The sequence below is a fragment of the Halosimplex litoreum genome (genome assembly GCF_016065055.1).
Taxonomy (GTDB): Archaea; Halobacteriota; Halobacteria; order Halobacteriales; family Haloarculaceae; genus Halosimplex; species Halosimplex litoreum.
In genome coordinates this window covers 2,609,500-2,629,709 of record NZ_CP065856.1, presented here as the reverse complement: position 1 = coordinate 2,629,709, position 20,210 = coordinate 2,609,500, and the positions used below count along the sequence as shown (strand labels likewise).

The 20,210-nt window shown below is 70.3% G+C and carries 19 protein-coding genes; 9 read left to right on the top strand and 10 right to left on the bottom strand.

The window, feature by feature from the left end:
* The first annotated feature begins 117 nt into the window (after positions 1-117).
* Both I7X12_RS12915 and I7X12_RS12910 read left to right on the top strand, forming a co-directional pair.
* Entirely contained in the window at positions 118-1,059 is a 942-nt protein-coding gene (locus I7X12_RS12915; protein ID WP_198060483.1) for a carbohydrate kinase family protein, read from the top strand.
* Positions 1,060-1,143: 84 nt separating this feature from the next.
* Entirely contained in the window at positions 1,144-2,055 is a 912-nt protein-coding gene (locus I7X12_RS12910) for a dihydrodipicolinate synthase family protein (protein WP_198060482.1), read from the top strand.
* 31 nt (positions 2,056-2,086) lie between these two features.
* Here the strand turns inward: I7X12_RS12910 and I7X12_RS12905 are convergent, their stop codons facing one another.
* Positions 2,087-2,668 (bottom strand): NADPH-dependent FMN reductase, encoded by a 582-nt coding sequence (locus I7X12_RS12905; protein WP_198060481.1) that lies wholly within the window; start codon positions 2,666-2,668, stop codon positions 2,087-2,089.
* A 181-nt stretch (positions 2,669-2,849) separates the two neighbouring features.
* Here I7X12_RS12905 and I7X12_RS12900 point away from each other — a divergent pair, with 181 nt between their 5' ends.
* From I7X12_RS12900 to I7X12_RS12890, 3 genes are all read left to right on the top strand, one after another.
* Positions 2,850-3,644, top strand: coding sequence for a DUF7260 family protein (locus I7X12_RS12900; RefSeq protein WP_198060480.1), 795 nt, complete (start codon positions 2,850-2,852; stop codon positions 3,642-3,644).
* Between the two features lie 117 nt (positions 3,645-3,761).
* Positions 3,762-5,720, top strand: coding sequence for a PAS domain S-box protein (locus tag I7X12_RS12895; protein WP_198060479.1), 1,959 nt, complete (start codon positions 3,762-3,764; stop codon positions 5,718-5,720).
* A 104-nt stretch (positions 5,721-5,824) separates the two neighbouring features.
* Positions 5,825-7,033: an MFS transporter gene (locus I7X12_RS12890; protein ID WP_198060478.1), complete on the top strand. Its 1,209-nt coding sequence runs from the start codon at positions 5,825-5,827 to the stop codon at positions 7,031-7,033.
* Positions 7,034-7,172: 139 nt separating this feature from the next.
* Here the strand turns inward: I7X12_RS12890 and I7X12_RS12885 are convergent, their stop codons facing one another.
* The 3 genes from I7X12_RS12885 to I7X12_RS12875 form a co-directional block, all read right to left on the bottom strand.
* Positions 7,173-8,138, bottom strand: coding sequence for an NADPH:quinone reductase (locus tag I7X12_RS12885; RefSeq protein WP_198060477.1), 966 nt, complete (start codon positions 8,136-8,138; stop codon positions 7,173-7,175).
* A 421-nt stretch (positions 8,139-8,559) separates the two neighbouring features.
* Positions 8,560-9,714 (bottom strand): galactonate dehydratase, encoded by a 1,155-nt coding sequence (gene dgoD / locus I7X12_RS12880; protein ID WP_198060476.1) that lies wholly within the window; start codon positions 9,712-9,714, stop codon positions 8,560-8,562.
* A 44-nt stretch (positions 9,715-9,758) separates the two neighbouring features.
* Positions 9,759-10,217, bottom strand: coding sequence for a TRAM domain-containing protein (locus I7X12_RS12875; protein WP_198060475.1), 459 nt, complete (start codon positions 10,215-10,217; stop codon positions 9,759-9,761).
* Between the two features lie 397 nt (positions 10,218-10,614).
* Between I7X12_RS12875 and I7X12_RS12870 the strand changes: the two genes are divergently transcribed.
* Positions 10,615-10,809, top strand: coding sequence for an HVO_2922 family protein (locus tag I7X12_RS12870; protein WP_198060474.1), 195 nt, complete (start codon positions 10,615-10,617; stop codon positions 10,807-10,809).
* A gap of 145 nt (positions 10,810-10,954) precedes the next feature.
* Positions 10,955-12,250, top strand: a complete 1,296-nt coding sequence (locus I7X12_RS12865) for a heptaprenylglyceryl phosphate synthase (protein WP_198060473.1) — start codon at positions 10,955-10,957, stop codon at positions 12,248-12,250.
* Between the two features lie 24 nt (positions 12,251-12,274).
* Here I7X12_RS12865 and I7X12_RS12860 read toward each other — a convergent pair whose 3' ends face one another.
* From I7X12_RS12860 to I7X12_RS12850, 3 genes are all read right to left on the bottom strand, one after another.
* Positions 12,275-13,552, bottom strand: coding sequence for a hypothetical protein (locus I7X12_RS12860; protein WP_232342836.1), 1,278 nt, complete (start codon positions 13,550-13,552; stop codon positions 12,275-12,277).
* An 87-nt stretch (positions 13,553-13,639) separates the two neighbouring features.
* A complete protein-coding gene (locus tag I7X12_RS12855; protein WP_198060472.1) occupies positions 13,640-15,124 on the bottom strand; it encodes an MATE family efflux transporter in 1,485 nt (494 codons plus the stop codon).
* Complete coding sequence (locus I7X12_RS12850; RefSeq protein WP_198060471.1) at positions 15,124-15,723, bottom strand: TetR/AcrR family transcriptional regulator; 600 nt, start codon at positions 15,721-15,723, stop codon at positions 15,124-15,126. Before I7X12_RS12850 ends, I7X12_RS12855 begins: the two co-directional genes overlap by 1 nt.
* Positions 15,724-15,900: 177 nt before the next feature.
* On the opposite strand from I7X12_RS12850, the gene I7X12_RS12845 reads away from it, so the two are divergent.
* A complete protein-coding gene (locus I7X12_RS12845) occupies positions 15,901-16,491 on the top strand; it encodes a TetR/AcrR family transcriptional regulator (protein ID WP_198060470.1) in 591 nt (196 codons plus the stop codon).
* Between the two features lie 9 nt (positions 16,492-16,500).
* Here the strand turns inward: I7X12_RS12845 and I7X12_RS12840 are convergent, their stop codons facing one another.
* The 3 genes from I7X12_RS12840 to I7X12_RS12830 all read right to left on the bottom strand — a co-directional run bounded on the left by I7X12_RS12840 (position 16,501) and on the right by I7X12_RS12830 (position 18,969).
* Complete coding sequence (locus I7X12_RS12840) at positions 16,501-16,932, bottom strand: zinc ribbon domain-containing protein (protein WP_198060469.1); 432 nt, start codon at positions 16,930-16,932, stop codon at positions 16,501-16,503.
* Positions 16,933-16,993: 61 nt separating this feature from the next.
* On the bottom strand, positions 16,994-17,863 hold the full coding sequence (locus I7X12_RS12835) for a VOC family protein (RefSeq protein ID WP_198060468.1): 870 nt from the start codon (positions 17,861-17,863) through the stop codon (positions 16,994-16,996).
* Positions 17,864-17,940: 77 nt separating this feature from the next.
* Positions 17,941-18,969: an LLM class flavin-dependent oxidoreductase gene (locus I7X12_RS12830; RefSeq protein WP_198060467.1), complete on the bottom strand. Its 1,029-nt coding sequence runs from the start codon at positions 18,967-18,969 to the stop codon at positions 17,941-17,943.
* Between the two features lie 202 nt (positions 18,970-19,171).
* On the opposite strand from I7X12_RS12830, the gene I7X12_RS12825 reads away from it, so the two are divergent.
* A complete protein-coding gene (locus I7X12_RS12825) occupies positions 19,172-20,140 on the top strand; it encodes a transcription initiation factor IIB (RefSeq protein ID WP_198060466.1) in 969 nt (322 codons plus the stop codon).
* The last annotated feature ends 70 nt before the right edge of the window (positions 20,141-20,210 follow it).

Below are 20,210 nucleotides of genomic sequence, written 5' to 3'. Positions count from 1 at the left end.
AACCGCCGGAGTGACCGGCGCCCCGGTGCCGTCCGCGCATCGACTCGCCGAACCGCGACGGCGTCCGCTCGCCGTCGACCCTCGCGATTTTTCCTCGTCGGCACGGTAGCCCCGGTCATGCCCGACGTTCTCGTCGCCGGCGAGACGCTCGTCGACTTCCTGCCCGAGAGCGACACGCCCCTCGCGACCACCGAGGCGTTCGCCCGCCGACCGGGTGGCGCCCCCGCCAACGTCGCCGTCCGCCTCGCCCAGCTCGACCGCCCCGCCTGGTTCTGGACCCGCGTCGGCAGCGACCCCTTCGGCGACTTCCTCGTCGAGACGCTCGCCGACCGCGGCGTCCCCGACCGCTTCGTCGAGCGCGATCCGTCGGCCAAGACCACCCTCGCGTTCGTCAGCGGCGACCCGACCAGCGGTCCCCGCTTTACCTTCTACCGCGACGGCACCGCCGACACCCGCCTCGAACCCGGTCGCGTCCCCGACGACGCCCTCGACGCCGTCGAGTGGGTCGTCGTCGGCAGCGTCCCGCTGGCCAGCGACCCCGCCCGCAGCGCCGTCCGCGACCTCGTCGACCGCGCGAACGACCGCGACTGCACCCTCGTCTTCGACCTGAACGCCCGCCCGGAGCTGTGGGGCGACGCCGACTTCCGGGAACAGGTCGACCGGATACTCCCCGCCGTCGACGCCGTCAAGGCCTCACCCGAGGACCTGGGACCGGCCGGAATCGAGGGCGACACCGCCGATATCGACACCGTGGCGCCCCAACTCCACGAGCGCGGCCCCCACACCGCCTTCCTCACGCTGGGCGAGGGCGGCGCCGTAGCCAGGTCGACCGCCGACGCGCCCTGGGGCCCCACCGAAGCGTCCCACGGGGGCTACGTCGTCGACGCCGTCGACACCACGGGCGCTGGCGACGCCTTCACCGCGGGTGTCGTCGACGCGCTGGCCGGCGGCGAGCGGGACCTGCGCGCCGTCCTCGAACGTGGGAACGCCGTCGCCGCCGCCGCCACCACCCGTGCCGGCGGGATGGCCGAGTTGCCGGACCCCGACTCCGTCGTCTAGGCCGCCCGTTCGCCGCTCTCGAACGGTGTCAGCACTCACCTGTAGCGACACCTTCATACTCACCGGTCGTGCAGTGATCGACAGATGGCGAACACTGGCCCGACGCACGACGTATCGATACACGGGGTGATCCCGCCGACGATCACCGCCTTCACCGACGAAGAGGAGTTGGCGCTCGACGCGACGGCGGCCCACGCGCGGTTCGTGGTCGACCGGGGCGCCCACGGCGTCTTCCCGCTGGGGACCAACGGGGAGTTCCCGATGCTCAAGCCCGACGAGCGCGCGGCGGTCATCGAGGCGGTCGTCGGCGAGGTGGGCGCGGAGGTGCCCGTGATCGCCGGCGTCAGCGCGCCCAGCACCCGAAACACCGTCTCCTATTCCGTCGACGCCGAGGATGCAGGCGCCGACGCCGTCGTCGTCGGTATCCCCTACTACTACCCGATCGACAACGACGCCATCGTCGAACACTACGAGGAGGTCACCGCCGCCGTCGACATCCCGGTGTACATCTACCACTTCCCCGCCCGGATGGGCAACAAGCTCGATCTGGACACCCTCGACCGGCTGGCGGCCATCGACGGGATCGTCGGGGTCAAAGACTCCAGCGGCGACGTAGCGTGGCTCGGCCAGGCCATCGACCGCCACCCCGAACTGACCTACCTCGCCGGGCTGGACTCGCTGCTCTTCGCGGAGCTGGAGATCGGCTGTACCGGCCTGGTGAGCGCCGTCTCGAACGTCTTCCCGGAGATGGCCGTCGAGCTGTACGAGTCCTACGTCGACGGCGACGAGACCCGCACCCGCGAACTCCAGAGCCGCGTGTTCGACGTGTGGAAGGCCATCGACCAGGGACCCTACCTCGGCGGCGTCAAGTCCGCGCTCGACTTGCACCCCGAGGTCGAGTTCGACCCCGGCCCGATGCGGCGGCCGCTCCAGCGGATGAGCGAGGAGGAGGAAGTGCAACTCGAACGCACGCTGCGCACGCTGGATCTCATATAGAGCGGCCGAGCGCAGTCGCCGCTCGGCGGACTCAGTCGTCGCAGTCGGCGGCGGCCGCGACGCCCCGTTGGCGGCGGGCGGCCGGTTCCACGTCGGCGTTGGCGGCCACCTCGCGGCCGAGTCGCCGGATGCGGTCTTCGAGGCCCGGCTCTACGACTCGGTCGCCGTCGAACTTGTCGTGGGCGCCGCGGATGCCGACCTGCGTCGGGACGGTCCAGCCGTGGACCGACCGGACCACGGTACGGAGGTGGTCGAACGTACTCGCGTAGCTGCCGCCGCCGGCGGTCGCGAGCAGGCCCACGGTCGCGTCGGCGAACTCCTCTTTGCCGCAGTAGTCCAGCGCGTCCTTCAGCGTCGCCGAGTACGAGCCGTGGTAGACGGGCGAGCCGAGGATCACGGCGTCGGCCGCACGGACGCGGCGCTTGAACGCGACGACGGCCTCGCCCTCGTCGGCGTCGGGGTCGAACGGCGGCAGGTCGAGCGTCCGCAGGTCGAGCAACTCGGTGTCGGCGCCGGACTCGGCAGCCGCGTCGAGCGCGATCCGGAGGGCCCGGCGGGTGTAACTGCCCTCGCGGCGACTGCCGCAGACGGCGACCACGTCGGGGCGGGTCATGTAGGTGGATCGACGGACCGCGCGAATAAAGCTTCGCTGAAGGAAACGTCGGTAGTGAGCCGGATAGATCGAGCCCTCGCCCCGTCGGCAGCGCCACTACGTAGCCCTCGGGAACGCTACGTGCCCCACATAGCAACCGGTTACACGGGCTGGCTGACAGATCTCATCACGCCCGGGACACATGACGGAGACACCACACGACCGAGTCGTCGACGCCGTCGGGACCGTAGACCGAGAGATCGAGTACATCGCCGACGAGCGGGGGGCGTTCGACCGCTTTCGCGCCCGTCTCTCGAAGGTCGAGCCGTGGACGCCCGCGACGAGCGACGGGAACGCGAGCGCCGGCACGGAACCGACGGTCGTCGGGTCCGCCCCGACGCTCGCCGGGGTGCGCTCGGAACCACCCACCGGGACCGGGCTCGGAACCGTCCGGACGGCCTACCGCGAGACCGTGATGTCGGTCCCGCACTTCGAAGCCGAGTACGACGACACGCTCCGGGCGAACCTCGCCGCCGAGTGCGGCGCCGACGTGGCCGCTCAGGTCGTCGACGGGACGCGGCTGACGCCGCCGCTGTACCGCGCACTCGCCGCCGCCGCCGACCGGGCCGTCGACGAGCGCTCGCGGTTCGGTCGCGCCCTCGAACGCGAGCGCGACTCGCTGACGACCGTCCGCGACGACCTCGCGGCCTGCGAACGGCGACTCGACGACGTCGCCGCCGAACTCGACGGCGCCGACTCCGAGCGACTGCGCCGCCTCGACGACCGACTGGCCGACGTCGAGACGACCTGCGCCGACCTGGCCGACGAGCGCCAGCGACTCGTCCACGGGCGCCCCTCGGTCCCGCTCTCCGGCGTCGACGGGGTGAGCCTGGTCTCGTTCCTCTACGGCGACCGCGAGCGGCACTGCCCTGCACTGGCCGCCGTCGCCGACTGCCTCGGACGGGTCCGCAGCCTCCGGACGCGCTGTCTGCGGTGAGAGGCTGATAGCCCCGATTCGCCGTCGTCGCCCCCGAATCGTCAGACGACCGCCCCAGATCCAGCTGTGAGACTCGCGTCAAAGGGGATAAGTCGGCGTTGTCCCTAGCGGAATCGAATGAACGCGAGCGGATATCGGGAGTCGCTCTACGAGGTGTTCGCCAGTGCCGAGGGCCTGGACTCACAGGTCGCCGACGCGCTCTCGCTGGGCACGGACTACCTCTCGCTCGACCTCGGGTTCCTGACTCGCGTCGCGGACGGTCGTCAGGAGATCGTCCAGTCGGTCGGTGACCACGACCTGATCCAGCCGGGCGAGACCTGCCCGATCGACCGGGCCTACTGCAAGCGGACCGTCGAGGTCGAGGAGTCACTGGCCGTCCAGCACGCCGGGTCGTCGCCGCTCGTCTCCGACCAGGCGCTCCGAACTTTCGAACTCGGAACGTACATCGGCGTGCGCGTCGAACTCGACGACGAGGTCTACGGGACGGTGTGTTTCGCCGACGACCTGGAGCGCGACGCGCCGTTTTCCGAGGCCGAACAGCTGTTCGTCGAGTTGCTCGCCAAGCTGGTCGGGCAGGCCATCGAACGGCGCGACCACGAGCGGGAACTGCACGAGCGTGCAGACCGGCTGGCTCGCGAGAAGCGGCGCTTCGAAGGGATCGCCGAGAACAGTTTCGACATCCTCTTTCGCGTGGACCGGGACACGCGGTTCACGTACGTCTCGGCCGCGGTCGAGCGCGTCCTCGGGTACGACCCCGAGGCGCTGGTCGACCGACCGGTCGTGGATCACGTCCGCGAGTCCTCCGTCGACGACGCCACGGAAGGACTCTCGTCGGTCCTCGACGGCGAGGCCGTCGAAGGGCTGGGACTCACGTTTCTGGACGCCGAGGGGAACTCCGTCGCGCTCGAAGTGAACGCGACGCCGATCCGCGACGGCGACGAAGTCGTCGGCGTCCAGGGCGTCGGTCGTGACGTGTCCGCCCGAAAGGAGCGCGAGCGGGAACTACGGATCAAAAATCGTGCGATGGACGAGGCCGAGATCGGCATCTCGCTCGCGGACAACACCGACTCCGGTCGCCCGCTCGTCTACGTCAACGAGGGGTTCGGTCGCGTGACGGGCCACGACCCCGCGGAGATGCTCGGTCGGAACTGCCGGTTCCTCCAGGGCGAGGCGACCGACCCCGACGCGGTCGCGACGCTCAAAGCTGGGATCGAGGCGGGCGAATCGGTCTCGACGGAGATCGTGAACTACCGGGCCGACGGGAGCCCGTTCTGGAATCGCGTCCAGCTCAGCCCCATCGAGAACGACGCCGGAGAGGTGACCCACTACCTGGGCTTCCAGAACGACGTGACCGAGCGCAAGCGTGCCGAGCGACTCCGTGCGCTGCTCAATCGGGTGCTGAGGCACAACCTCGCGAACGACGTCAGCCCGTTCATGGCGTTCGGCGAGATGCTTCGGACGGACGAAGACGAGCCGGCCGACCTCGGGGCGCGCATCGAGACGAGCGCCGAGAATCTGGTAGCGCTGAGCGACAAAGCCCGTGACCTGGAGGAGTTCGCACGGCACGACCCCGTCCACGAACGTCTCGACGTGGCCGAATTGGTCGCCAGCGCGGTCGACGTGGCCCGCGACGCCGACGGCGGTCGACCCCGGCGAGCGAGCGTCGAGACGAGCGTCGAGACCGAGAGAGGGATCTGCGCCGGCACCGAACTCCGGCGGGCGCTGTCGGAACTCGTCGAGAACGCGCTCGAACACGGGGTCGAAGGGCCCGATCCGGCCGTCGAAGTGACCGCCGTCGACGACGGCGACTGGGTCGTCGTCTCCGTCGTCGACGACGGCCCGGGGATCGACCCGATGGAGTCGGCGGTCGTCGAGCACGGCCGGGAGACGGCGCTCGAACACGGCTCCGGGCTGGGGCTGTGGCTGGTCAACTGGGTCGTCACGCGATACGGCGGCTCCTTCCAGGTCGAGCCGGCAAACGGCGGCGGCACCGTCGCGCGAGTTCGTCTGCCCGGCATCGACGACGGCGCTTCGATCGACGACGTCGCCCGGCCACCGACGCTGCTGTTCCGCTAGCGCGACCAGCTCGTCGGACCCCGAGCCGTTCGTCACCGCACCGCAAACGGGAACCTTTGGCCGCGAGCGCGGGCTTAAACCGACCGCGGCTGCGACCGGAGACCGTGACCACGAGCGAGGCCTCGGGCGCGACGACCGCCGCCAAGCCCCGCGGCCGGGCCGGCGTGTTCGTCTCCATCTGCGCCTTCTCCTTCCTGGTGAACTTCGGGCGGATCGCCTTCGCGCCGCTGGTCGACTACTTCATCCGCACGGGCGTCAGCCCCGCCACGGCGGGGCTGGCCGCCACCGCCGTCTGGGTCGGCAGCGCACTCCCGCGACTGCCGACGGGGTACCTCCTCACGCTCGTCTCGCGCCACCGCGTCCTCACCGGAATGGGCCTCGGTCTCGCCGCGGCGGCCGCGTTCACCGCGTTCTCGCCGTCGATTCGCGTCACCGTCGTCGGCGCGCTGTTCGTCGGCCTCGCCTCCGGCGTGTTCTTCATCGCCGCCAACCCCCTCGTCAGCGAACTCTACCCCGAGCGAGTCGGCCTGGCGGTCGGTCTGCGCGGCATGTCCTCGCAGATCGCCGCCGTCGCCGCCCCGTTCCTCGTCTCGGTCGCCATCGCCCGCGGGTCGTGGCGCCTCTCCTTCCGCGCGCTGGCCGTCCTCGCCGTCGTCGTCACCCTCCTGTTCGTCCTCGCGGTCCGGCGGGCCGACCTGCCCGACGCCGGCGTCGACGACCGCGACCTGCTGGGAGCGATCCGCGCCCAGTGGCGACTGGTCGCCGCGGGCGTCGTCTTCGTCGGCGTCACCGGGTTCGTCTGGCAGGGCGTGTTCAACTTCTACGTCACGTATCTCGGCGCCAAAGGGTTCGCGGCCGGTCCGGCCAACACCCTCCTGACTATCACCTTCGCCGCCGGCGTCCCGTCGTTCGTCGTCGCCGGCCGGTTGGCCGACCGCTTCGACTACCTCTCCGTCCTGCTCGCCGTCCTCGGCGGGTTCGTCGTCACCCTGTTCGCGCTCACGCTCGTCTCCTCGTGGGTCGCGGTCGCCGCCGTCTCTATCGTCATGAGCCTGATCGTCCACGGTCTGTTTCCGGTCGCCGACGCCTATCTGCTGGACTCGTTTCCCGACGAGAACCGCGCCAGCGCCTACTCGGGCTACAGCGCCGTCATGATGCTCATGCAGGCTCCCGGCGGGGTCGCCGTCGGGACGTTCTACCAGTTCGGGATCCCCTACGACGGCGTCTTCCGCGCCTACGCGGTCGTGGTCGCGCTCGTCGCCGTCGGGATGTTCGTCCTCGCCCGGGCTGGACAGCTGCCGACCGGTGAGTGAGTCCAGTGCCCGTCGCGTCGCCGCCGGATCGCCGCGGGGATCCCGACGGACCGCCACCGCTGACGAACCGGTCTGCGGGGCCGCTCCGGCTCGCCCGACGCTCCGCCGGCGGAGCCAGGAGCCCGACCCGCTCGCGGCGTCAGGGCTCGACGACGAGTTTGCCGAAAAAGCTGTCCTCGACGACCGCACGCTGTGCCTCGCCGGCCTCCGCCAGATCGTAGCTGCGGGCGCACTCGATCGACAGCCGGTCGCGTTCCATCAGGTCGGCGACGCCGGCCAGGCCCGCGCGCAGGTCGGGCATGTTGAACATCGACATGAACTGGTAGGACACGTCCTTCGAGCGGGCGGCGCCGTCGTTCGTGAACCCCGGGTCGGGACTGTTCTCGCCGATACCGACGACGCGGGCGCCCTGGGCGGCCACGTCGGCGTCGAACTGCAAATAGTCGTCGAGTCGGTGATCGAGCACCGCGTCGACGCCGCCGTCGGACGCTTCGAGGACCGCGTCGGCGAGGTCGTCGCGGCCGTAGTTCAGTACCGTGTCGGCGCCCAGGTCGGCGAGCGCGTCGTGATAGCTCTCGCTGGCGGTCGTGATCGCACGAGCGCTGACGGCGTCGGCGATCTGGACGGCCGCGTGGCCGACGCCGCCCGACCCGCCGTGGACGAGGCAGTGTTCGGCGGGGTCGAGGGCGGCGTGGTCGACCAGCGCGCGCCAGGCGGTGACCGCCGCGACGCCCGCGGCGCCGGCCTCGGTCAGGTCCACGCCTTCGGGCAGGGCGACGACGCGGTCGATGGGGACGGTCGCGTACTCGGCGTAGGCGCCCTGGTGGCCGGCGTTGCCGACCCCGGTGCCGAACACCCGGTCGCCCTCGGCGAACCCCGCGACGCCGTCGCCGGTCGCGGCGACGACGCCGGCGACGTCGACCCCCGGCGTGAACGGGAGGCCGACGGGCTCGTACGACCCCTCGCGGAAGTAGGTGTCGACGGGGTTGACGCCGGCCGCCGCCACTTCGACGAGCAGTTCGTCCGACGCGGGGGTCGGACGGTCGATGTCCTCGACCCCGAGGGCCTCGGGGCCGCCGTGGTCGTGCAAGCGAACTGCGCGCATGTCGGTCGAACGAACGGGGCGGCGGCGGTTAACTGTGGCCGTCGGCCCGGCGCTCGCCTCGATCCGTCGTCGGACTCGAGACGCCCTCTGGCGCCTCTATCGGCCGACCGTCCGGTGACGCCCCGACGGTACCTAATTGCTGAGGCCCTGTGGACTTCCGTCTCCGGGCCAAACTACGGAACGGCTCGTGTGACCGCGAGCCCCATCCGACCACGGATGTGCCTCACCCGCGACCCACCCCGTCCACACCCACCAATTCCGACGCTCGGGGGAGCGTAGGGATTCCACCCTTTCCGAACCGTCTCGTGCCCGGGACCGTTCGTCTCGCCCGCAGCCGCCTCCCGCTCGCGCTTTCGCACCCGTCGAACGCGCCGAGCGGCGGCAGCGACCGGCCGAACCGCAGACGACCTTCGACGCCCGGTCACCACTCGGCGACGCCGCCGTCGTCGTGGCGCCACACGGGGCTGTGCCAGTCCACGTCGCCCCCGGCTTGCTCGCGGACGTACGCCTCGTCGATCTCGACACCCAGTCCCGGCCCGTCGGGAAGCGGGACGTAGCCGTCGTCGTACTCGAACACCGACGGGTCGGCGAGATACTCCAGTACGTCGCTGGTCTCGTTGTAGTGGATGTCGAGGCTCTGCTCCTGAATGAGGGCGTTGGGTGCGCTGGCGTCGACCTGAATGCACGAGGCCAGGGCGATCGGCCCCAGCGGACAGTGGGGCGCCAGCGCCACGTCGTAGGCCTCGGCCATGTCGGCGATCTTCTTGCACTCGGTGATGCCACCGGCGTGGGACAAGTCGGGCTGGACCACGTCGACGGTTCCCTGCTCGAAGACTTCCTTGAAATCCCAGCGGGAGTACATCCGCTCGCCGGTGGCGATGGGCGTCGTCGTGTGTTCGGCGATCCGCGGGAGCGCGTCGTTGTGCTCCGGAAGCACCGGCTCCTCGACGAAGAACGGATCGTGCGGTTCGAGCGCGGCGGCCAGCCGTTTGGCCATCGACTTGGCGACGCGACCGTGGAAGTCGACGCCGACGTCCACCTCGTCGCCGACGGCCTCGCGGACCGCGCCGAGTCGGTCGGCCGCGGCGTCGACCGCCGCGGGCGTGTCGACCCGGCGCAGCTCCGACGTGGCGTTCATCTTCAGCGCGGTGAACCCGGCGTCGACCTTCTCGGCTGCCTGCTCGGCCACGTCCGCCGGACGGTCGCCGCCGACCCACTGGTAGACTCGAACGCGGTCACGCACCGGTCCGCCGAGCAGGTCGTAGACCGGGACGCCCAGTTGCTTGCCCCTGATGTCCCACAGCGCCTGGTCGACGCCGGCGATCGCCGACATGAGGACGGGCCCGCCACGGTAGAAGCCGCCGCGGTACATCCGTTGCCAGTGGTCCTCGATACGGCCTGGGTCCTCGCCGAGCAGGTAAGTCTCGAACAGTTCCTCGACGGCCGTCCGGACGGTCTTCGCTCGCCCCTCGACGACGGGCTCGCCCCAGCCGACCGTCCCGTCGCTCGTCTCCACCCGCAGGAACAGCCACCGCGGCGGGACCTCGAACAGTTCGTAGTCGGTGATCTGAGTCACGTACCCCGACCTGCGCGTCGACGCCTGTTAACCGTTCGCCCCGCTCACTCGTAGTAACTGCGGCGTTCGACGACTTCGGCGAAGGCGACGTTCTCGCGAACGTCCGTGATCTCGACGGTGACGCGCTCGCCCTGGTCGGTGTCGGGGACGATGACGACGAACCCGCGCTCGACGCGGGTGATCCCGTCACCCTGTTCGCCGATGTCCTCGATCTCGACGGTGCGCTCCTCGCCTTCGTCGACCGGCGGCGACCGCCCCGAACGGTCGCCGTTCGACCGATCCCCGTTCGCACGGTCTCGACGTTCGGCGCGCGAGGCGTCCTCACCGTCCGATCCGCCGCCGCTCGTGTTCGCGGGCGAAGGGACCAGCGCCACGCGATACGTGTCGCCGGCGGCGAGCGACCCCGTTCGAACCTCTCGTTTCGGGACCTCGACGACGTAGGACCCGTCCCGTTCCTCGACCTGCGCGGAAAACAGACAGCGAAGCTGATCGGAGATCTCCATTCGTAGCGTCTATCTCCCACGCAGGCAGGCGGTGCACTTGGTTCTATCGTGTGTCGAGCGACACGACGTGCGTCTGACCCTCTCCGTCGTCTCGGCCGCTCTCTGCGAGCCCGCGGCTGGTCTGTGTGAAACCGGTGGGCTCGGGCGAGGCCCGCCGCGAAACGACGAAGGTAGGCTGTGGACCGGTTCGGAGAGGCCCCCGAACCGAGTGGACGGCTCCTGTGTCCGTGTGTGCGGACAGACCGAACTGAGACGGTTTCGCTGATACGTGGTGTCCCGATCGGCCCGCGACAACCCGCAGTCGCCGGTCGAGCGCTTCCGCCCCCGACGACCACGCTTGGACCGTTCGCGCGTCCCCGAGGGATTTAACACGGTCACGAGTGTGTCCTGTGACCGTATGGCGAACACCGGAACCTTCGAAGTGTATCGCGACAGTGCAGACGAGTGGCGGTGGCGACTCGTCGCGAGCAACGGGAACATCATCGCCGACAGCGGCGAGGGATACAGCTCCAAGCAGGGTGCCAAACGCGGTATCGACAGCGTCAAGCGCAACGCTCCCGACGCCGACGTGGACGTGCTGCCGGTGGACTGAGGTCGATCCGGGAGGCCCGACCACCCAGTCCGACCCCACGTACCGACCGCGCTCGTCGGCCGTCGACCACGCGGACCGGGGACCGCTCACCGAGCCCGCCCCCGAAACCGGGAGTTTAACCTGCGACAGCCACCTCTCGGTCGGTATGTCGCTCGGTTCGTCGCTCGGCCGCACTCTCGGGCAGTGCGTCGCCGCGGTCGGGATCGGCGCGGAGACGCTCGGCTCGCTCGACGCCAACCCGGTCCCCGCCGACTGGCGCCACGTCACGAAGGTCGACCCGGAGACGGCGAAACTGCTCCCGGTCGCCTACCCCCTGTATCTCGGCCACACCGACGCCGTCTCCGTGGGTGGGTCCAGTGACGTCACCGCGGCGAACACCGAAGAGACGTTTCGACTGCTGGCGCGCGCACCGGTCCCCGCCTTCCACGAGCCCAGCGAGGCCCGTCACGTCACCGAGGAGACCCGAGAGCTGGCCGCGTTCCTCGCGCTCCCCGAGGTCCTGAACGGCGAGACCGAGGCGCTCGTCGGCACGCTCGGCGAGGGGCTGGCCTACCTCCACGACGAGATGGTACCCGCGCTCCTCCGGGAGAAACTGCCCGGCCCGCTCTACCGGCTGGTCGGTGACTCACTCGCCGACGTCGCGACCTCGTGGCTGCTGGAGGCGGCCGTCTTCGAGGCGTACGTCGTTCAGAACCCCGACAGCGCGGCGGCTCGCCGCAGCGGCGTCGGCGAGTCGGACGTGCTCTCGCCTGCGGTCGCCCGAGAGCGGGCGATGGTCGCCGACCGCCACCTCGACAGCGAGGTCGTCTACGTCGAGTACTCGGGCACCTACGGCGGCGACGAGGCCGCCGACGTGCTCCGGGCGGTCGCCGACTCGGTCAACGGCGCCCGCGTCTGGTACGGCGGCGGGATCGACGACCGCGAAAGGGCGGTGGCGATGCTCGACGCGGGCGCCGATACGGTCGTCGTCGGCGACTGCTTCCACGACGTGGCCGACGAGGAGGTCGAGACCTGCGCCCGCGCGGTCGAGGCGCTCGGCGTCGCGCCCTCGGGCGAGGAGATCCGGTCGTGGTTCGACGCCGAGATCGACCCAGCGAGGACGGCCGCGGCCCGCTACCTCCGGACGACCCCGGCCGTCGACGACCCGGAGGCCGCCGCAGAGGGGTCGCTGCTGGTCGCGCTCGCGCTCTGTTTCGGCGTGCTCCCGGCCGCCGTCGGCGAATCGGAACCGTCCGCCGAGCGCACGCGCTCGCTCCTCTCGGCCGTCGACGCCGACACCGCCGATCGCTTCGAAGCGGCGCTCTCGGCCGGCGAACACGGAGCGGACGGCGACCCGCTCGACGACTACTGCGCTCGCGTCGCGGCCGCCCTCTCCGATGCCGACGCGGACCCGCGACGACTGCGCCACCTGAGTCTCTCGACGCTCTCCGTGTCGCGGTGACTGCGGCGAAAACGGGTCGCCGGGCTAGTCGTCGCGTCCCGAACTCCCGGGGAGCACGCTGGGGTCGCCCGAGAGGTAGATGTACTCGGCGGCGATGCCGGTCAGGATGGACTCGGAGTCGACGGCGTATTCGATCGCCCGGTCGAGGTACGTCTCCGAGACCTCGACGACACGGTCGTAGGCCTTCTGGTCGTCGTCGGCGACGATGTACTCGGCGGTGACCGGCGTCAACTGGGTCTCGGCGCGGTCGGCCGCGAAGTCGTCCACGTCGTCGAGCCAGACCTGCGCCCCGACGATCGCCAGGACGACCGCGTGTTCGAACGCCGGCTCGATGGCGATATCGGCCGCGCGGAACATCTCGATCATCCCCTCGTAGATGACGCCCACCCGCTCGTACTGTGTCTTGCAGTAGGGCCAGCCCTGCTCCTCGGCCGTCAGCGACCCCGCCTCTCCATCGAACTCGGCGAACTTGTACTCCGCCTCGATGCGCTCGACGGCGTCGGCGGGCGTCTCGGCGACCGAACTCGATCCGTCCCCGCTCCCGTCGCCGCCCTCGCCGAGCGCTCGCGCCATCAGCGTGCGGAAGTGCTCGTCGTCGGCCTGGTGGGTGTTGGATTCGGCGACGGCGGACTCGTAGGCCTCGCGGACCGCGTCGGGGAACCGTCCCATCTGCGCGTCGACGCGTTCGCGCAGGGTGGACTGGGCGATCCGGGCGACCCGCTCGCGTTCGTCGTCGGACAGCGGCGGCTCGGTCTCGAAGTCCTCGAACTCCGCGTCGTTGATGGCGTCGCGCATGTCGCCGTCGAGCAGCGCCTCCGTACAGAGGCGCGCGACCCGCTCGACGCGACCGACGAACTCGACCTGCTCGCTCGCCTCGCGACGCAGGCGCTCGCGCCGCCCCGGATCGGTGCCGTCGACGAGCGACCGGACGGCCCCGCCCCGGGATCGCGTCGGTTCCCCGGTGACGGGGTTGTAGCCGTCGCAGTCGTCGAGCGCGCGCCGGTAGAGATAGCCCAGCGTCAGCTCGACGGGCAGCGTCAGCTTCGTCTCGTAGCGAAAGTCGATATCCTCGTAGCCGAGCTCGGCCTCGAGTTCGGCCTCGATAGCACCGTACGCGTCGTCGAGAAACGCTTCGAGGGTGTCGTCGACCCACGACTTGATCCGCAGCGCCGTGAGGTCGAGTTCGCCCGTCCGGGCGTAAAAACGGGCGACGGCGCGGAACGACAGCGGGAGCCGGTCCCGTTCGGACATCCACCGCGCAGCGGCGCCGAGCGGGGCCGACGAGGCCGATCCGGAACTCATGGCGCGTCTGTTTTCCGGCTGCGTTTGTATAGCTGTTGGAACCGCCGGGCGGCGACCGGTCGCCCGAGCGAGGCGGCACGCCACGGATCAGTCGTCGCCCGCCGAGCTCTCGACGGCCGTCGGCTCGACGTCGACGCTCTGTTCGGTCAGTTCGGCGCCTTTCCAGGTGCCGCGGCGGTACCACAGGACGGCGACGACGGCGCCGACGACGTTCGAGACGGCGAACGAGAGCCAGATCCCCGCCTCGCCGAGCGGGGCGGCGGCGAACCAGGCGATCGGGAACCGGACGACGCCGAGCATCAGGACGGAGATGGCCGCGGCGGTCAGGGTCTTGCCGGCGCCGCGGAAGCTCCCGGTGTAAGCACGGGTGATGCCGATGAACCCGAAGGTGAGCGCGACGTAGCGGAGGAACTGCGCGCCGACCTCGACGACCCGGTCGGCGTTCGCCTGGTCGGCGCCGACGAACACCGAGACGATGGGCTCGGGCGCGAGGAAGACGACGACACCCGCCGCGGTGAGGACGCCGAACAGCACCTTGGCCGCGAGGTCGGCGGCCGCCTGAGCCCGCTCGGGTTTGTCCGCCCCCACGTTCTGGCCGGTCATCGTCTCGACGCCGCGGGCGACGGCGATGGCCGGCAGGACGATGACCGAGAAGACGCGCGTCCCGATACCGTAGGCGGAGACGACGGGGTCGGAGAACGTGGCGACGACGAACAACAGGAGGTTCATCGACAGCGCCCGGCCCATCCCCTCGACCGACGCCGGCAGGCCGATCGCGACCAGCCGGCGGAGATACGAGAGATCCGGGACCATGTCGCCGAGGTGGATCTGGACGCCCCGCTCGCCCCGGAACATGATCGCCAGCCCGACGACCAGCGCGAGCCCGCGGGAGAACACCGTCGCGACGGCCGCGCCCTGGATGCCGAGTTCGGGGAACGCCACCGTCCCGACCAGCGGCGCCGACTCGACGACCGTCCACCCGAAGATGAGGAACGGGTCGAGGACGATGTTGAGGACGACCGACCCGAACATCACGAGCATCGGCGTGATCGTGTCGCCGTAGCCGCGCATGAGTGCGATGAAGACGAAGAAGCCGAACATGAAGAGCAGACCCAGCGAGATGACTTCCATGTAGCTCGATGCCAGCGGCAACACGTCCGCCGAGGCGCCCATCAGCGAGAGGAACTCGCCGACGACGAAGTAGCCGACCACGCCCAGGACCAGCGAGACGATCGCCGCGAACGTGACCGTCTGGGAGGCGGCGTACTCGGCCTCGCGGGGCTCACCGGCGCCGGTGAACTGCGCGACGAGGACGCTCCCGGCGACGGAGATGCCGGTCCCGAACGAGATGAGCAGAAAGACCATCGGGAACGCGAAGCTGATCGCCGCCAGCGCGTCCGTGCTGTACTGGCCGAGCCAGAACGTGTCCGCCAGGTTGTAGGCCGTCTGGAAGAGGTTCGTGACGACGATCGGCATCGCGAGGAAGAAGAGCGGTTTGCCGATCCCGCCCGACGTGAGGTCGAAGTCCTCGGGCCCCTTGAACAGCGCGTCGAGCCGACTGCGCAGGCCCATCAGCCGGACACCTCCGCGGGTCCGTCGGCGACCAGGTGGCGCTCGGCGTAGCGCGTCATCGTCTCGACGATCCGGTCGGGCGAGCGGTCGACGGCCGCCCGCCGCGCGTGCGCGCCGGCGACGGCCGTCACGAGGAACTCGGCCGCGACGGTCGGGTCGACGTCGTCGGCGAACTCGCCGGTCGCGACGCCGTCGGCGACGATCGCCGCCACTCGGTCGAGGAGGTACTCGTCGAACCGTTCCAGCCGCGCCCGGATCGCGTCGTCGCAGGGCGCCTGCGCGTTCACCGCCAGCATCGCCGTCCGCAACTGCTCGCCGGCGGACCCCTTCCGGTCGGCGAGGACCGTCTCGAAGAGCCCGACGAGGCGGTCGCGCGGCGTCTCCCCCGCGACCGACTCGATCCGTTCGGTGTAGCGGTCGTAGAGGTAGTCCAGAAACGCCGCGAACAGCGTCTCCTTGTCGTCGTAGTAGTAGTGGATCAACCCCTTGCTCCGGTCGGCCTCCGCGGCGATGTCCGCTAGCGTCACGTCGGCGTAGCCCCGGTCGCAGAGCGCTCGATGCGTCGCCGCCAGGATCTCCGTCGCTGCGTCGTCGTCCATCGGTCGATACGCGACTTACTAACTAGTTAGTCAAAAGCGTTTGGACTCGAGAGCGCCGCGTCGTCGAGGTTTATCGACGCATCTCACGCCGATTCGGGCTGACCGGTCGGTATCTCTGGCGAGGATCTGATGGAGCGGTCACAACTGTTAACCCGACGAGCCCGGAACGCATAGCCGATGGCCGATCCAACGGAGGGGAGCTTCTCGGAGCCGGAAGCGGATATCATGCGGGCGACCTATCGGGCGCTCCGGGAGCACGGGTACGCCGACCTCACGATCAAGCGGATCGCCGCGGAGTACGGGAAGTCGACCGCCGCGATCCACTACCACTACGACACGAAAGACGAGCTGCTCGTCGCGTTCCTCGACTACCTGCTCGAACGGTTCGTCGACACGATACGGAACGTGGAGACGACCGACCCCCACCAGCGCCTCGATCTGCTCCTCGACGAGCTGATCTTCGCCGCCGAGGAGCACCGCGACCTGTCGGTCGCGATGCTCGAGATGCGCTCGCAGGCGCCGTACAAGCCCGACTTCCGCGAGCGCTTCCGCGGGAACGACGAGTACATCCGCTACATGATCAAGGCGGTCATAAACCACGGGATCGACGAGGGCGAGTTCGACGACGTCGACGCCGACCACGTGACGCGGGGCCTGATGACGATCGTCGACGGTGCCCGGACGCGGGCCGTCGTCCTCGACGAGCCCGGGGCGCTCGAAACCGCCCGACTGACCGCCGAGGAGTACGTCGACGCCACACTGACCTGACGGGGCCGCTCAGTGGTCCGACTCGTCCGCCACGTCGGCCGATCCGACCTCCACGCCCGAGAGGTCGGTCGTACACCACTGACAGAAGTCGATGCTCGGGTCGAGTTCCCGACCGCAGTTCGGACAGTGCGTGACCTGCCCGTCCGGCGTGGCGGTGATCCGGGCGACGGCGTTGTGCGCTCGGGCGACGAGATAGGCGTCGATCACGCTCAGGGCGCCGACGAAGACCACGGGCGCGACCGCGAGCGGGTCGACCGGGTCGCCGCTGACCAGCGCCCTCAGCGCCGCTCCGTCGACGAACAGGAAACTCACGCCCAGCAACGCGACCAGCCACCCGACCGCCCGACGTACTCGTCGGAGGTAGACGTGCCCGAGCCCCGTCGCGAGTACCCCGAGCACCGCGGCGAGCCACGGCCGCTTCTGTGAAACCGATCTGTCCATACAGTTACTAACCGGTTAGTCAGTTATAAGCCTTGTCCGGACGCTCGGCCGCGCGAGCGCTCTATGGCTCCCGCGGCGTCCGGGCTCGAAACCGGACGGCGATCCCGTCCGGGTCACGCACCTCGAAGCCCGGTTCGCGGTCGGTCACCGGAGCGTCGGCCTCCGAGAGTCGGCGGCGCGCGGTTGCGACCGCCTCGGCGTCGGGCAGCAGGAACTCGAACCACGCCAGACCGCGGCCACCGGCCGGGTCGGTCCGGCCGTTCCAGACGTTGACCCCGACGTGGTGGTGGTAGCCGCCGGCCGCGAGAAAGGAGGCGCCCCGCGTCTCCGTCTGGACGCCCAGCCCCAGGCGATCGGCGTAGAACGCCCGCGTCCGGTCGAGGGAGGTGACTTCGAGGTGGACGTGACCCGGATCCGTCTCGGGGGACGCCTCGGCGGCGCCGTCCGACTCTGCGGCGAGGGCGTTCAGGTCCAGCGGAGCCGTGCCGATCTCGACCGTCCCGTCGTCGGCCCGAGGCCACGCCTCGCGCGGTCGGTCCGTGTAGATCTCTACCCCGTTGCCCTCGGGGTCGGTGCAGTACAGCGCCTCGCTGACGTAGTGGTCGGAAGCCCCGTCGAGCGTCCCGCGGTCGCGGATCCGTTCGAGCGCGGCGCCCAGCGCCGCCCGGTCGGGGACCCGAACGGCGGTGTGGAACAACCCCGCCTGTGTCCGGTCCCTGGGCGGCGCGTCCGCGTCGGCCAGCAGTTCGAGCACCGGTGACCCCCCGGCACCGAGCGTCGCCGCTCGTTCGCTCCGGGCCTGGACGGCGAGCCCGACGACGTCGCGGTAGAACGCGACCGTCTCGTCGAGGTCGGCGACGGTCAGCGCCGTCCGACCCAGCCGGGCCGTCGCGGGGACGGTGGGTTCGTCCGTCTCACTGGCAGCGGTCATCACCTCGATATCGGGCTCGGAGGCACATGTAGTTCAGGCGGCATCGGTGTAACCGGACACGACCGATTTCGACCCTGTCACCGGCCCGAGAGTCCGACACCCTCGGCCAGCAGCTCGTGGGATCGCAGCGCGTCCTCGTGGGTCGGCGCGGACTGCTGGATCATCACTTCGTCGACCTCCACGCGGTCGGCCAGCTGGTCGAGCAGCCCAGACAGCGTCTCGGGACTTCCCGAGATCGCCCGCGGCCACTCGTCGGCGTCGAGCCGCTCCGGTGTCGGCTCCGGCACCCCACCGAGTTCGTCGATCGCCTCCTCGACGGTCGGTGGGGTCCCGACCTCGCCGCGGGCCATTCGCCGGAAGACCGCCTCGGTGACCGCCCGGAGCCGAGCGGCTTCCCCGTCGGTCTCGGCGCAGAGCGCGTTGACGGCGACCATCCCCCGCGGTTCGTCGACCCCGCCGGCCAGTTCCGACGGTTCGAACGCCTCGCGGTAGGTCTCGAAGGCGTGGACGGCGAACTGCGGACGGATGAACGCCGCGAAGCAGTAGGGCAGCCCGAGTTCGGCCGCGATCTCCGCGCTCGACGGGCTCGACCCCAGCACCCACGGGACCGCCGGCCCCTCGGCCGAGGCCGGGATCTCGATATCGCCGGAGGGGTGGTCGTCCGGGAACTCGTCGTAGAGGTGCGAGACCACCGACTCGACTTTCTCTGCGTGGTCGCCGTCGGGGTCTTCGACGTGGCGCTCGGTCCCCAGCGCCCGGTCGACCGCGGGCGACCCGTTCGCGCGGCCCAGGCCGGCGTCGATCCGCCCCGGTGCGAGCGCGTCCAGCGCGCCGAACTGCTCGGCGACCTTGAGCGGGCTGTAGTGGTTGAGCAGGACCGCACCCGAACCCAGTCGGATCGCGTCGGTCTCGGCCGCCAGGTGGCCCAGGAGCACCTCGGGCGTCGTGCCCGCGAGCGTCTCGGCGCGACCGTGGTGTTCGGCCACCCAGAACCGTGTGTAGCCCAGACGTTCGGCCTGCTGTGCGGCCTCGACGGTGTTCGCGTACGCCTCGGTCGCCGTGCCCGAGTCGGGGACGGGAGAGAGATCGACGACGGCGAGATCCATGTCCTTGCTGTGGGACGACGGGGCAAAACGGTTCGGTTCGCTCCGCAGCGCTCGCCAACCCGGAATATTCGGCGCCCGAGAACCATAATAGTCGGGTGGTGTCCCAACCGCTGGGACGCCGCCGCATCCTCATCTTGTAACCCCCCGATAGTGGTGGTACCTGGGAACACAGATCGCAGTCCCGTTCCTGGAGTCCCCCACAATGACACGGACGAGATTCGAGTCCGACCCCGAACGAACGCGCCGCTCTGAGGCGCGCGACGAGTCGACCGCCGAAGCGTCGTGTCCGGAGTGCGACGGGCAGGTCACACACGACGAGGCCAGCGGCGAGACGACCTGTGACGCGTGTGGACTCGTCGTCGAGACCGACGAGATCGACCGCGGTCCCGAGTGGCGCGACTTCGGCGGCGACGACCGAGAGAAAAAGAGCCGGGTCGGCGCCCCGATGACCGAGCTCATGCACGACAAGGGGCTCAGCACGAACATCGGCTGGCAAAACAAGGACGCTTACGGGTCGCCCCTCTCGCAGCGACAACGGACGCGGATGGAGCGGTTGCGCACCTGGAACGAGCGGTTCCGGACGAAAGACGCCCAGGAGCGCAACCTCAAACAGGCGTTCGGCGAGATCGACCGCATGGCTTCGGCGCTCAACCTCGCCGAGTCGGTCAGCGAAACCGCCGGCGTCCTCTATCGGCGAGCCGTCGAAGACGAACTGCTCCCCGGGCGCTCGATCGAAGGGATGGCGACGGCGGCGCTGTACGCGTCCGTCCGCCAGCACGGCGCGCCCCGGCGGGTGACCGAGTTCGCCGACGTGAGCCGCGTCTCCCAGCGGCGTATCGAGCGAGCGTACCGCTATCTCAAGGCCGAACTCGGACTCGCTATCGAGCCGGAGGACCCGGCCCAGTACGTCCCGCAGTTCGCGTCCGCCCTCGACCTCAGCGACGAGGCCGAACGGCGAGCCACCGAACTGCTCGCGGTCGCGAAACGAGCCAACCGACACAGCGGCAAGAGCCCGTCCGGGCTGGCGGCCGCCGCCGTCTACGCCGCGGCGACACTGACGAACGAATCGCTCACGCAGGCGGCCGTGAGCGACGTCGCGGACGTGAGCAGGGTGACGATCCGCGACCGCTACCAGGAGTTGCTCGACGTGTACGCCGACCACGACGGGTGATCGTCGACGACGCGGCCGACGGCCACCACACGACCGGAGCCCCCGTCCAGTGGTCGCCGACGGCGCTCGA